General features: G+C 35.4%; 9 protein-coding genes. 5 read left to right on the top strand and 4 right to left on the bottom strand.

Annotated elements, in window-relative coordinates; translation table 11 throughout:
* Positions 1-1,974, bottom strand: a complete 1,974-nt coding sequence (gene lonB, locus ACJROP_RS08135; RefSeq protein WP_406534972.1) for an ATP-dependent protease LonB — start codon at positions 1,972-1,974, stop codon at positions 1-3.
* A gap of 355 nt (positions 1,975-2,329) precedes the next feature.
* Between lonB and ACJROP_RS08140 the strand changes: the two genes are divergently transcribed.
* From ACJROP_RS08140 to ACJROP_RS08155, 4 genes are all read left to right on the top strand, one after another.
* A complete protein-coding gene (locus tag ACJROP_RS08140) occupies positions 2,330-3,136 on the top strand; it encodes a tetratricopeptide repeat protein (protein WP_406534973.1) in 807 nt (268 codons plus the stop codon).
* A 465-nt stretch (positions 3,137-3,601) separates the two neighbouring features.
* Positions 3,602-5,128 carry a cobyric acid synthase CobQ gene (gene cobQ / locus ACJROP_RS08145; RefSeq protein ID WP_406534974.1) on the top strand — a complete coding sequence of 509 codons (1,527 nt, stop codon included), beginning with the start codon at positions 3,602-3,604 and terminating at the stop codon, positions 5,126-5,128.
* Between the two features lies 1 nt (position 5,129).
* The gene (locus ACJROP_RS08150; protein WP_406534975.1) at positions 5,130-5,702 is read left to right on the top strand and encodes a DUF6434 domain-containing protein; all 573 of its coding nucleotides are present in this window, start codon (positions 5,130-5,132) and stop codon (positions 5,700-5,702) included.
* 84 nt (positions 5,703-5,786) lie between these two features.
* Complete coding sequence (locus ACJROP_RS08155; RefSeq protein ID WP_406534976.1) at positions 5,787-6,029, top strand: hypothetical protein; 243 nt, start codon at positions 5,787-5,789, stop codon at positions 6,027-6,029.
* 84 nt (positions 6,030-6,113) lie between these two features.
* Here the strand turns inward: ACJROP_RS08155 and ACJROP_RS08160 are convergent, their stop codons facing one another.
* Positions 6,114-6,572, bottom strand: coding sequence for a 4Fe-4S binding protein (locus tag ACJROP_RS08160; RefSeq protein ID WP_406534977.1), 459 nt, complete (start codon positions 6,570-6,572; stop codon positions 6,114-6,116).
* Between the two features lie 385 nt (positions 6,573-6,957).
* On the opposite strand from ACJROP_RS08160, the gene ACJROP_RS08165 reads away from it, so the two are divergent.
* Positions 6,958-10,569 (top strand): C1 family peptidase, encoded by a 3,612-nt coding sequence (locus ACJROP_RS08165; protein WP_406534978.1) that lies wholly within the window; start codon positions 6,958-6,960, stop codon positions 10,567-10,569.
* A gap of 340 nt (positions 10,570-10,909) precedes the next feature.
* Here ACJROP_RS08165 and ACJROP_RS08170 read toward each other — a convergent pair whose 3' ends face one another.
* Together ACJROP_RS08170 and ACJROP_RS08175 are read right to left on the bottom strand one after the other, a co-directional pair.
* The gene (locus ACJROP_RS08170) at positions 10,910-14,185 is read right to left on the bottom strand and encodes a lectin like domain-containing protein (protein WP_406534979.1); all 3,276 of its coding nucleotides are present in this window, start codon (positions 14,183-14,185) and stop codon (positions 10,910-10,912) included.
* A gap of 14 nt (positions 14,186-14,199) precedes the next feature.
* Entirely contained in the window at positions 14,200-15,294 is a 1,095-nt protein-coding gene (locus ACJROP_RS08175; RefSeq protein WP_406534980.1) for an acyltransferase family protein, read from the bottom strand.
* Between the last annotated feature and the right edge of the window lie 223 nt (positions 15,295-15,517).

Consider the following 15,517-nt stretch of genomic DNA (forward strand, 5'->3'; position numbering starts at 1 on the left):
TTAATTGGTAGTTGGATTATTAAAACCTGTTTGCGGAACTTTTTCTGCAACTTTAGAACCGATGTTTCTCATTTTTTCAATTAGCCTGTCTTTGCTTGAACCGCTAATTAAGATATTTTCCAAAACATCACTCAAAGTTTCAGTTGGAATGATTTCAATCATGTCTTCGTATTTCTTCTCAATCATGACATCTTTCAAGTTGGATTTAGGAATCAATACCTTTTTCATTCCAGCTTCTGCAGCCGCTTCGATTTTGGCAGTTGCCCCACCAATAGGCATTACATCTCCACGAACATTAAGTGAACCGGTCAAAGCAACTGTTTGGTCAATCGGAATCTCTTCGATAGCTGATATAACGGCAGTTGCAATACTTACACTAGCTGAATCACCTTCAACACCATCGTAGGTTTGGATGAACTGAACGTGAATATCGTAGTCTGAAATGTCCTTGTTGGTGTACTTCTTAATCAATGCACTTACATTTTGAACTGATTCCTGAGCAATCTCACCCAACTTACCGGTAGCAATGATTTGACCACCGTTTTTTGATTGGGTCGGAGCAGCTTCTGCTGCGATTGGGGAAACAATTCCGCTTCTGTCACCAATGACTGCAAGCCCATTTACAAGACCAATTTTACCGCCTTCAGATGATACCATACTGTAGTCTTTTCTTTGCATGATTGATCTGTCAGCTATTTGCTGTTCAAGGGTTCTTGCGAATTTTTTAGCTTCGATAACGTGCGCAGCAGTTACTAAATCATCACCTTTTTCGATAGCTACGTCACCTGCAGATCTTACTAATCCTCCAAGGTCTCTTAACCTTAAAGTCAAAGCGTTTTGTTTTCCGGACCTTCTTTTTGCTTCCATGATTATTTCATCCAATGCATCTGGAGCAAAGTGTGGAATCCTTCCATCGTTTTTGACTTCCTGAGCTACGAATTGGACAAGTTTTTCTCTGTTTTCAGTAGTGTCTTCCATATAGTCTTTCATGAAGACCTCATAACCGTATCCTCTGATTCTTGACCTCATTGCAATGTGCATTCCTTCTAAAACCTGAAGGTTTCCGGATGCTACAAGCACAAAGTCACATGGTACTGCCTGGGACCTTACCATTGCTCCTGAGGAGTTTTCGCTTTGTCCTGTAATTGAGTATTGCTTTTCCTGCATTGCGGATAAGAGCTCTTGTTGGGTTTTCATGGACATTGTACCAATCTCGTCAATGTAGAGAACGCCCTTGTTAGCCTTGTGAATCATACCCGCTTCTACACGTTCGTGTGCAGGAGTTCCAAGTCCTCCGGATTGGTATGGGTCGTGACGCACGTCACCTAATAATGCTCCGGCGTGAGCTCCGGTTGCATCCATGAACGGTGCAAATCTGGACTCCTGATTATTGACCAATAATTTTGGAGACATGTTATTGGCTTTTGGCTTAATTTGAATAGATATAAGTAAAATTAAAGCTGCTGCAATAATGGCTTCAAGCAACCTTCCATACATGAATCCTATTACCAATACACCACATATTGCAAACATGGTGATTATAGTCTTTCTCTCCTCCTGACCTTTTGCAGAACCTTTGGTTGCTCTTACTATTTTTTTACCTTCACCGGCTGGTACGGTTCTTATCAATGGATGGTTGGCATCTTCCATATTCGGGTATACCAAGATGTCTTGCAAAACTTCATGAGGCAATATTTGAGCCATTCCCTTAGCAAGCATGGATTTTCCGACACCCGGATCTCCAATTAACAAAACGTTCCTTCTTTGTTTTGCCGCTTTTTTGATTGTTTCGATGGACTCTTCATGTCCAATGACCTGATCAATTAATAAGGGAGGGACTTCAATATCTTGTGAGCTTTTAATGTTATTATAATCTAACATAGGTTGAGTTTCTTCGCCTTTGGTCTCCATTTCAGGCTCAGCAACAATATCTTCGGAAACATCTTCAATGGCTTCCTGTTCTTCAAATTTCATAAAATAAACCTCACTTCTCTAAATAAATTCATCATTACAAAATTAAGTTTCATATACTATATAAATATTATATGAATCCACAATATATAAAAACTTTTCCATTTTAGTAAATAAAAGTTACTAAAAGATTAATGTTTTTTAATACTTCTTCTCCCTAGGCGCATCATCTTTATGAAAAATATTATGATGCAGCAAACACTACATACAATTATTATTTAAGCAAATATTACATATATTAAAAATTAGCAAGAGCATTTGAAAAATAATATGCCTTCCCAATAGTGCAATCAATCCATGACTTAAAGAAGTCGGGCATTCTTGCACATTAACTGACAACACATGTGAAGTGATTATGATGGGATACAATGATAGGTGGGATGTTGGAGATCCGATAGGCATGGGCAATGATATTGGCGCTCCGGAAGTGCCATATATGAGTTACGGACCGAAACCTGAAGAAAGTGAAGAGGAAATTGAAGAAAGAGAAAGGGAGGAAGAACAAAGGAAAATCGAAAAGTTGAAGAGCAGAGCCAAGAGGATATCTGACGAGGCATGGGAATTATATAAGGATTGCAGAAATGATGATGCACTAATTTTCATAGACAGGTCTTTGGAGTTATACAGAACAGCGAATTCATATAATATTAAGGCAATAATTTTGGAAGGTCTGGAGAGATACCCTGATGCCCTTTTCTATTATGACAAGGCAATTGAACTTAGCACCTCAGAGATAATCAGAGGGAATAAGGCAATGTGCTTAATCACTTATTCCAAATATTTAAAAGACATTGGATTTGATGAGGAAAGCCTTGAAAAGATTGAAAAGTCACTTGAGATTTTTCAAGAGATAAGTGACAAACGGTATGAGGATGAGGCCTGGAATCTTAAGGGAATACTTCTGGAAAAATCAGGCAATATTCCGGATGCATTCAACTGCTATAAAAGGGCATTGGAATTTGCACCAAAAAAAAGCGAGATGAAACAGACCTACCTTGAAAACAGGGACAGGCTACTTCAATACATTGAAAATACTGATGTCATTTGCCCTAAATGTGGAAAGAAACTTAAGATAACAGATGTCTTCTGCATCAAATGCGGAGCGCATATTGTCGATTTAATCAGACCAGTTCTGAAAGACCCTGATTCAAACGAAAAAAACTGAAATGACTGTAGAGCACGAAGATGTATGCGACGCAGACATCATGCACTTTGATGAGGAATGAACTGTTCTGTGGCAGATGGGTCATTTAAGAGTATTGATTTGGAAAAGCACATCAATATTAACATAAGTTTATATCAATAATATTAAAAACTAACAAACTAAAATGAATTTTAAAAATAATAATTTATCAATGTTAATTTAATTATTTATCAATTTATATTATAAAATAGATAATATTAAATATTAAAAATTAATATATTAAGTAATACAAGTTTAATTTTCAATGATTAAATCTTGTTAATCGAGTTTGTTGTATGGTCATATATCACATCAGTTTATATTTAAATAGTATTAGATTACATTTAAAACCCCGAATAAATGATATGTATTAAATCCATACTTCAAATTAGATTAAATTTAACTCATTTTTAAATTATATATAACATCACTTCAATATATTCTATCATGACAAACTGTATCATGGTTCAAGGAACATCATCAAACGCCGGAAAAAGTATGCTCGTAGCGGCATTATGTAGAATCTATAAAAACAGGGGATATAAAGTGGCTCCATTCAAATCACAGAATATGTCCCTGAACTCCTATACCACAAAAGAGAATGGAGAAATTGGAATAGCGCAAATGCTGCAGGCCGAAGCGGCAATGATTGAACCAAGCGTACACATGAATCCAATCTTATTAAAGCCAAAAGGGAACTTCACATCAAACGTAATCATCCAGGGAAAATCAATTGGAGACATGAACTTTTATGATTACCAGCACAAATACCATGATACTGCATTCAATGCCATAAAGGAAAGTTTCAAGATCTTATCCGATGAATATGACGTCATAATCATCGAAGGGGCAGGTTCACCTGCCGAAATCAATATGCGCAAACAGGACATTGCAAACATGGAGATAGCCCACCTTGCAGATGCCAATGTCATTTTGATAGCAGATATTGAAATGGGCGGTGTCTTTGCTGCAATTGCGGGAACATACGTTTTGCTTGATGACTATGACAGGTCACGCCTAAAAGCAACAGTCATCAACAAGTTCAGAGGCAACTTGGATATCTTAAAGCCTGGCCTTGACAGGATTGAGGAGATAACCGGCGAGCCTGTTTTGGGAGTCCTTCCATATGATGAAACCTTAAGGCTTCCTGAAGAGGACTCAGCATCACTGACTACTCATAACTTTGCAGAAGACAAGGACATTACCATCGGCGTTATCCGCCTTCCGAAAATAGCCAATTTCACAGATATCGATCCGTTTGAATACGAAAGCGATGTCGGCCTTAAGATGATAGGCGTCAATGATGATATTGGAGATGTCGATGCCATTCTGATTCCTGGAACCCGTAACTCAACTGAAGACATGTTTGCCCTTCATGAAAGTGGCCTTGCAGATAAAATCATTGAAAAATCAGCAGAAATCCCAATCGTTGGAATCTGCGGAGGACTGCAGATTTTAGGCAATATAATTCATGACGAGGAAAAGCGCGAGTCAAAACATGGAACTATCGAAGGTTTGGGATTATTGGATATCGAATCCAGCTTTTCAAGAGCAGAGAAAATTGTTACACAATCAGTTGCAACAATTCCAGATGATATTGATGGGCTTGCAGGTGAAATATTCAAGAATATAGTTGGTGAGGAAGTAACCGGTTATGAAATCCATGAAGGAACAACCGAACTTATCTCTTCTTCAGGATTACTGAAAATTAAACAAGGGCAAGGAAATAACGAAGACGGCGAAATTGACGGCGCATCATCAGACAATGTATTCGGAACATATTTCCACGGAATATTCCACAATTACAACTTCAGAAGGGAATTCCTGAACTACATCAGAGCCAAAAAAGGTCTTGAAGCCAAATTCGGAGAAGATCCTTACGAAACCCAAAAGGACTATTCCCTAAACAGGCTGGCGGAAATAGTTGAAGAAAACCTTGACATGGACATTATCGACAAATTGCTTTTTGATTGAAATGACACGACCATCACTGACTAAAGACTTGAAAAGTGAAGACTTTAAGGAATACTATTTTTTAAAAGAGGAGCTTAAAGAGTTCTGCAGAGTAAATGGGCTTAAAGTTAACGGAAGCAAAAGCGAACTGGAAGAGAGGATAATCCATTACTTGGATACCGGAAAATCGCTGGAGCCTCAAAAAGTCAAAATAGCTCCTAAAAACAGTTCACATGAAATGATTTCCCTTGAATCAAGAATTGGCGAAAACTTCAAATGCAGTGAAGACAAACGGAAATTCTTTGAAAAAGAGATTGGAAAGGGTTTCAAGTTCAAAGTGAAATTTCAAAAATGGTTGAAGGCCAATCCCAATAAAACATATGAAGATGCTATTAATGCCTACTTTGAAATTCAAAATTCAAACGAAAAAACCAAAATAGATAAGCAATTCCAATATAATCAGTATATACGTGATTTCTTTGAAGATAATGATGATAAGACATTAAAAGAAGCCATTGAATGCTGGAAATATAAAAAATCTTTAAAGGGACATAACAAATATGAAAAAAGCGACTTGGAAATTTTGAAAAAATGACACTTTTTCTAAAAATTAAACCGCATTATTTAAAAACATTAACCTACAAAATATTTAATATCAATAAAAATTGGAGATTGTACAATGATTATAAATGTAAATGCAACTAACAAAAAATCTGGTGAAGTAATTTCATTCGCATTAGAAGGCGACAAAGACGCAGGATTTACCTATGAAGGAACCCACATGCAAGAAGTAGCTGATAACAAAATCAGAGAAGTCTGCAACGGTTTAATTTTACTTGGTTCCCCAATTTACACCATTAAATCCGGTGAAAGTGAAACCATTGAAAACATGACCTTTGTTACTGAAATTGCAGCAGAATAATTCTGCTTACTCTCTTTTTTCTTTTTTATAACAATCCTATTTTGTTATTATTTAAATTATTATTATGCTTTTTTTAATTATGAACTATTTTCCACCATCAGCTTCCAATATTTCAATCGAATTTGTCGGACAGAAATCAGTGCACAAAAGACATCCGCAACAAGAATCTAGATCGACGCTGGAATTTAGGTCAACTAATTTTAATGCATCCATAGCACATATCTCAACACAGACACCACATCCAATGCAACTATCTTTTATTCTTATCTTTGGGTTATTCGAACAATACTTTAATATCGTGAATGTCAGTTTTTCATTTTGGCATAAAGAATAAATCATTTTAAATGAATCTTGAGGAGTCAAATCCAAGATTACTCTAGCTACATCAATTGAATTTGAAGACAAATTCCTGCCGTGAATGAAGTGGGAAACTGTTGTCCTATCCATTTCCAATATTTCACCAATTTCCTGTGTTGAAAAATCTAATTTCTTCAATTCCATTACTGTCAAATACTTTAAACCTGAAACTAAATGCCTTGGCATATGGTCACCTGCATCATTGCTGCATCTGTCTGCACAAATTGTTGAACATTATATAGAAAACATTTTCTGTAATCAATATAAGTTTATATCGCATATAACATATATGTTTTGAATATTTGTCTGAAGAATATCCGCAGGCACATAGTGGCAGCATCAGTGCGGTTGCAATTGCAACACCCTGAATAACAAGCAGGGAAAATAGACCGCCGCTGCGGTAACACTGATTGCAATCTGCTATCCGAAACCGATTGTATGGTGAAGAAGTCAGTATTGATGAAATTTTAGCAAACACTGTACCAACATAAATTGTATCAATGAAAAATAGTTCAATATAAATTAGTTAAAAACATATTTATTAATGGTTAAAGTTTAGGAGGAAAAAATTTTGAAAAAGAAGATGTTTCTAATTGCTGCATTAATGTTTTTAATAATAAACATTTGTGCAGTAAGTGCAGAAGATGTTAATCAGACTGACGATAATCTGCAAATCATTGATTCTGATGCAATATCTGCTGGCGAATCTACTGTCGAATCTTTTACAGATTTATCAGAAGATGTTAGTAACAGCACTGATGAATTAGACATTACATCAGATTATAAATTTAATAGCGCAACTGATGGAGATTTCATAAAAGGAATAGACATTACCGTCCTCGAAGGCAGCACATATACAATCTATGGTAATGGCCATGTTATTGATGCAGACAATCAGGCAGGCGTCTTTAGATTCACCAATGGTACAGTAGTTATGAAAAACCTAACAATAGCTAATGCAAACATGTCCTCAATCATACTGTACAATTGTGAATTGTATACAGATAATGTAATATTTGAAAACAATAATGACACCCATGAGGGGGCAGCAATATATGCTGAATCAAGTAATTATTACAGCAATCATGACAAATTCATAAATAATTATGCAAATAACGGTGCTTCAGTGTATAGCCTAAACAGCATAATTGAAATAAACAATTCCACATTTATCAGCAATAAAGCAGTTCATTGGAGTTTAATTTATGGTTATAATTCCATCATGACCGTTAATAATACCATTTTCACCAATATGACTTCAAGATATGCTACAGCAATCTACTCTGAAAAAAGTAAACTTACCGTTTTAAATTCAAAATTCATTAATTTACATGCAAATGCCACAGCAGGGGCTATCGGATTTAAGGGAAGTGAGTCAATAACCATTGACGGATGCAGTTTCATTAATGTTACCTCAGCTAAGAATGCAGGAGCCATTTATGCAGACTTGAATGGGGATGACGTTAATGCAGAAAACAGCGTGACACTAACAAATTCATTATTTAAAGATTGTTCTTCAAACTTTGGAGGAGCATATCTCCAGTTAGGTGGATCATTTAATTTAATAGATACAGAATTTATCAACAATATCGCTGAATATGCTGGAGGGGCAGTATATCTGTCAAATACAACCACTCTGATTGGCAACAACAAATTTAATATGAACATCGCTAACCAGTTATACGGCGGAGCTCTATACATCGATGACAGTGACATCATAATAACTAAATGTGAATTCACAGATAACTGTGCTGGAACTTTCGGCGATGCAGTCTATTTGCATGACAGCGAATACGAAATAAAAAATTCAAAATTCTCAAAATGCAATGGCGAAACCATTGTTAGCTTTTTTGATAGAGCAGGTTCAACTTTAACCAATAATCAGCTTAACGGTGGAAAAACATTGTTAAACCAGGTTGCATACAACACCATTATTGAATATGAAGGCAAACAGATTATTCTGGATATGACTTCAACCGCAAATGCAACTGCAAATGATGCTAGATTTGATTTGCGCGACTACAAAGTAAATGGAACCTCCCTAAGTTTAGCAGGAGTTGTCAAAGACCAAGGATCAAACGGTGCATGCTGGGCTTTTGCCGCCACTGGCGCACTTGAATCCGCATTTTTAAAAGCAACCGGAATATTGCTTGACTTATCTGAAAATAATATTCAGGGCACAGCAACACGTTACAACGAATATGGTGCAAGCGACATATTTGAAGGAGGATATGCCACTTCTGGAATGGGCCTTTTCCTCTCATGGTTGGGAGTTATTTCAACAGACCTTGACAGCTATGACGAACTCGGTAAGATAAGCGTTGCTTCATTTGTCCCTGGAGAGTCATATCATATCCAAGATACTGTAATCATACTTCCACGTGAGGATGCCCTAGACAATAACAAATTAAAAGAAGCCTTAATAAAATATGGCGGATTGACAGTGCACCTTTACGGCGCTTCATCAGATAACGAGTATTACAACCCAGCCACCCATGCACAATACTATAACGGCAAAGACCCTGGAAATCACTTTGTAACCTTAGTTGGATGGGACGATAATTATTCAAAGGATAATTTCAACATAAAACCACAAGGAAACGGTGCTTGGATTTGTAAAAACAGCTGGGGAACTGACTGGGGTGAAGACGGATATTTCTATGTATCATACTACGACACCACATTCGCAATGCGCTCCCTATCAGTTGGATACATTATAAACAATACCGAAAGCTATACTGGAGTATACCAATATGATATTGGATCTTACGACAGATACTTCTATGATGACGGTGAAATCATTAATTTCATAAATACCTATGATGCCTTTGGCGATGAGCTGATAAAAGCCGTTGGGACTTACTTTGAAAATGTTGGTGAAGCATATATTATCAACGTATATGTTAATGGAGATGTTGTCCATACACAGACCGGAAAATCAACCCACAGCGGATTTGAAACAATTAAGTTAAACAAACAAATTGCAATCCATGCAGGCCAGCAATTTTCAGTTGGAATACAGGCAAAATCAATGCCTTTGCTTGAATTTACAAGAATCCATTTTGAAAGTGGAAAATCAATGGCATACTATACTGACAATTATATAGACGATTTAGGAAAACTCGGCAAAACCGCATGTATCAAAGTATACACCGTTGAGAATCCAGACTCTGAAGATAAGTCACAATACTATACAAATGCCCCTTTAACAATTAATTCAAATGCTAACGGGAAAACAATCAGCATTTATGAAAATGATAAAGAATTAGGCAGCGCAACAGTTAAAAATGGCAAAGCAACATTCAGTTTAACATTAGAACCTGGAAAATATGTCCTTGTCACTTCATACGATGATGGAGATGTCATTGAATTATTTGAAATAATGAACTCCATTGAAATTCCGGACAACGTTAAAATCGGATACAATACTAAATTAAGCATAGAAGGTAAATTCTATGACAAAAACGGTATTGAGCTATTCAACAAGGAAGTGACCTTTAAACTTGATGGCAACACTTACACAGGACAAATTAACAACAATGAAGGAATACTATACCTGACATTATCCGGCCTTTCAGTTGGAAAACATACCCTTCTTCTACAAAATCCTGTAACCTTGCAAGAAAGCGTTACAACAATTAATGTTGTCTCAAGGTTTAGTGAAAACTCAAATGTCAACATGTTCTATGCAGACGGATCCAGCTTTAAGGTTCGCGTATATGGCAATGATGGAAATCCTGTTGGAGCAAACCAAATTGTAACCATAACACTAAACAAGGTAACATATAATGTTAAAACAAACAGCAATGGCTATGCGGTTTTAACTATACCTAACACAGTTAAAGTAGGCACCTACACATTAACTGCGACTTATGCCGGCCAAACAATCAAAAACACAGTAAAAGTGAAACAGAATATAAAGCTTGCAAAAGTCACTGTTAAAAAATCATCTAAGAAATTGGTGATTAAAGCTACTTTGAAAGGAAAAGCACCTATCAAAAATAAAGCAGTAACCTTTAAATTCAATGGAAAAACATATAAGGCGAAAACCAACAAAAAGGGTGTTGCACAAATAACCATAAAAAAATCCGTGCTCAAAAAACTCAAAGTGGGTAAAAAAGTAACATACCAAGTGACCTATCTTAAAAATACAGTTAAACAAAGCGTGAAAGTTAAAAAATAATTTTACTTTCATTTTTTTATTTTTTTAAGAATTTTTTGAAATTCTGATTTTTGTTTTATTGTGAATAGTGTTTTGAAACTTCTTTCTGATTTTTTAACCAAAAGATCTACTCCTTTTCTCCATTGAAAATCAAATTAGTTTCCTATTAGACACGGTTGATAAAAATCAATAGATGCTCTATTCCTTTAATATAATGAAATGAATTTTGCATTAACACATAGGTATTTGAAAATAGAACCCTACTTTAATTCGAGATACATGAAACTGTTTAGAAAATAGATTAGTGAGAATTATAGTTAAATTGAAAAAAATAATAAAAAATGTAGATGAACGAATTCACCTACTTAACTTTAACAGTTGTTTTTATAGTGTCTTTAAGGTAAATCACTTTAACAAAGTAGGTTTTACCTTTTTTAAGCTTCTTGATAACACTCTTTTTCAATACCTTTTGCGCTATTCCTTTTGAGTTTGTTTTTACTTTGTAGGTTTTACCGTTGAATTTGAATGTTATTGTTTTGCCTTTAACCAACTTGCCATTGATTTTGAGTTTTGCTTTTAAGGTAAATTTCTTATAAGTCTTCTTGACAGTGACTTTGCTTGCGGTCAACACCTGTTTTACAGTAACCTTGTTTGAATATGTTTTACCATTATAAGTGGTTTTGATGGTATATTTTCCAGGTTTCTGTGTTATTTTAATCTTGGCAATGCCATTAGTGTCTGTTTTAACGGTAGTTGTTTTACCATTAATTGTGAATTTGACACTTGCACCTGCACCAACTGAATGTCCGTCCGCAGTTACAACCTTAACGGAGAAGTATTTGCCTCCTGCATAGTCAACTGAAATGGCCTTGTTATTGATGATTTTAGAATCGTCCTTAACTGTATATGCCTTAAGACAAACTGTTTTGTTTAAAGGTGCCATATCAGTCCAAGATTTGCCATCCGCACTTACTTTAGACATTCCTGATATGTAGTGAACTCTCGAATATGCCTGATAAGGAAGATTATTATTCTTAAAGACAACTTTAAACTTATCGCCGGCTTTAACCGGAATGTATTTATTTAAAACAATTGTCCTGAATCCTGCAAATTCACTTACACCACTTTGTGAGTGAACCTTATTATTGTTCACATAAATATCAAATGAATAGTCAATTCCAGACTCATTGAAGTAGGTTCCAACAGCACCAATCAACTCGGAATACTTGGAAGTGAATTCGTTTGAATAATAAGTGTAGTTTTCATCAAAACCTGTCAATCCAGTCAAGTCGGTCTGATAGTTCACATGATAATCAATGGTATTCTCAAAGATGTAGGCAATAGCTGGATTTTGAGGGACAATTGCATAATAATCTATAGCCAAAAGCTGCCAATCAGAGTAAAAAATCTCATAAAACCCAACTAATGAATCTTTAGTTATCCATGCACCATAAGTATCCTGGTCGGCATCCTCCTCATTATCCATGGAATAATCGCCGTCCATAAAATCATCATAGTCCATTGACTCATTATAATCCACATCATAATCCGCAGAGTCATTATAGTCCTCATCATCCATAGACTCATCGCTGGAATTATCACTATCCATACCATAGTTATCATCCCATCCTATGATTGAAACAAAATGAATTCCATGATCCATAACAGCAATATCCTCCCCAGTAGCGTTTATACTGCCAGAAAGATTATTATAAATTACTTGAACAGTGACTGCACCATATTTAAGCACTGCCTGTTTTATCAAGTCAGCATTATTTGCCCCATCAAAAATAATGAGAGCATCCTGAACATGAATTCTTTCAGCATCCAAATCGGTATCCACAAGCATTCCCCTATCGTCATATGCTCTATCTGAAGGCAGAGCGCCTATCCAGTTTAAAGCATATCCCAGACCATTGTAGGCGAAACCTGTTAGGCTAATTCTTAAATCCCCCATAGGATAATATTTCAGATTTAATTTTTGAACGTAATTCTGTGACAAATTAAATGCCTGTCCTGTTGACTTGAGAAGAGCTGTTTCAAGGGATGCTACTGTTGCAAATGCCCAACAGTCATCATTGTCCCCCTGTATTTTTCCCGGAGTTGTCCATCCCCAATCACGCGCATCAAACCTGGATGGCAATTTATCTACAACAATAGAGTTATTTGTTAAATTGAACTTGATTGCTTTAGTTTCAACTGAAACGACATAGTCCTTATTATCCAATAGGAAAGCATCATTGTCCTTTACAACATTTTCCATTTTTGAGTTGCTTGCAAAATTGGCATAAACACCGATTCCGCCATTATCAAAAGTAGAGTTCGCGAAATATGCATCCACATCATTAGCATAGATTGCATTGGCTGCCTTATCAGATCCATTTAAAGCTTTGTTATTGGTTATATTGGAATATCTGATTGCCAATTTGCCTTTATCAAAGTATATTGCTCCCGCATTTTTTTCTGCCATATTATTGGATAATGTGGAATTAGCAATATTTACACTGCACCATGAGGAAAATATTGCACCGCCTTTGATAGCAGCAGAATTATTTATAAGATTGGAACACATAATATTCAAAGAACCGCCTTGTATTGCAATAGCGCCCCCATAACGGGAAGTGCAGTTTGTGAAATTAGAATTAACAATATTCAAACTTTGAGGAATGTGTTCAGATCCAGAATCCAGGTCAATGTATATTGCACCTCCATCATTGCTGGCTGAAAGGTTGGAAAATACGCAATTTTCAATCAACATCGCATCAGATGGATAGGGCTCAAAACTATAATCGTAAAGCGGGAAATATTTGGCAATGATTGCTCCCCCATTAAACTGCGAACGAGAATTAATCAGCTTCGAATTTCTGATTGAAAAATAATCCCCCTTGAAATTTATTATAGCTCCGTTTTCAGAGTTGAAATTTTCAAAAATGGTATTTTCAATAATTAACTGACCCCTATCCTGTGTAATTGCATTAGCACAATCATCCTTACCTGAAAGATAAGAATTATTAATTATTATATCAGAATGGTCAGAAAAAATGAAACTGCAATTGCTTCTTGATGAAAAATTAGTGTTATTCAAGCACAATACAGATTGATCTGAAATAAAAACGAATCCCAGTTCACTATTGCAATCTATAAATGTAACATTATTTAAAGTGATGTGGGCATTTGAAACGGCAATACATTGACTATTAAAATGTTTAAAGGTCAAATCATTAACAGTAAGATTCAAAAAATCAGCGCCAGTGCTGTTGTTGAAATAAAAAGTAAAGACACTATCTGAGCCTGAACCGTCTATAACATGATTATTACCGTTAATTACTAAACTTTCTATAGTGAATCTTAAAGACTCATAACGGTCATTTTCATCATACTTATAGTCGGATTTCACATTAAATGTACCGCTACTGTTCATTGCATCCTGATGAAACTCATCAAAAGATTTATAATCATCCCCATTGGCGAGATTATCCTGATTAACAGATTCTAATTGATTAAATTCAGCATTTGTTTGATAGTTATCATCCGCATTAATTATATTCGTCGAGTTATCACTCGCTGAAACGCAGGATATAGAAAATAAAAGACAGATAATTATTAAAATAACAAAAAGGTTTGATTTGAAATTCATTTTTCCCTCCTAGATTAACTTTTTGATGTTCTCAATTTTTTATAGCCCAGTGCAGCTGCTGTAGATATGATAAGCATGACTATTGCAATAATTGTGGTTACAAAATCATTCAATACCAAGTCTTTAGCGAAATAGGTAATGAGAACAATTGTTACAGGTATAAAGAACCATTGAGCAATATAAATAGTGTTTATGTTGCTACTCAATATGGAAAATGCCTTAATGGCAGCATCCGACAAGTATTTAATCATCCAGTAACATAGGCCGATTAGAGCATGAGCATTAATTATACCAAATATTGCATCCAAAGTGTTTAAGAAGTAATAGAAATGGACATCCTCGGAAAATACTCCGCCCCATAAATTTGAGGATACAAAGAAGTAAATTAATGCAATAATCATTAAAATTGGCCAAAACTTAAAGAATTCACTTTTATCTTTGGCTCTAATGAAGTATTGTCCCCAGACATATCCTGCAATTGGGAAAATAAACCAATTGAATAAAGGAAAAGCACAAAATCCCCCTGCCACTCCAAATAAGTGACCGAATAATAGGTTTAAAACAGGGCTACCAAAATCAGTGCCCTTAAATAGGGTTCCGAGTATGGACATTGCCACTGCAATAATTATCAGCTTCTTATTTGAAAGTTCAAATTTCTTTAAAATTCCCATTAAAACAAAGGCCATACCTGCAAATGCCAGGATATCGACACAAAAGAGCAGCAACCCATCAGCTAGAGGAAACGGACTGGCATCGACACCAAGAGCCCCAGCAAGAAAATGAGGTATGAAAAACTCAAACACATTCACCAAAATACCTAAAAGGTATAATATTATTCCCCTCTTTATCATAGTATTCCATTGACTGCGTCTTGAATATACAACGCCAACACCCATGCAGAACATGAAAATGACTGCAGCATAAGGCCTTCCCAACACATTACTAAATACAAAATTATAAGTAGGGCTTAAACCGGCATTATAACACTGAACTACCATAATGGTATGCAAGAAAATCATGAAGATAATTGCCAGCCCCTTGGCAATATCAAGTTCAACTTGCCTACCAGTATTAACTTTTTCATTCAAAAATAAATTTGAAATATTCATGATAGTATATTTTATTCATCAAAGTAATAAACTATTATACTTTATAATGATTTTTAACAAAAATCTAATAGCCGTTTCGATTATGGAAATCCCCTTATAATGAAAAACATATATTACATTACATTTAACCTATGAAAACATTTTTCATTTTTGATTTGCACACTTAAATCAAGATAATGAAGGATTATATATTATAGTGCAAGGTGCATTATTATCTCCTATT

The sequence above is a fragment of the Methanobrevibacter sp. genome (genome assembly GCF_045220775.1).
Taxonomy (GTDB): Archaea; Methanobacteriota; Methanobacteria; order Methanobacteriales; family Methanobacteriaceae; genus Methanocatella.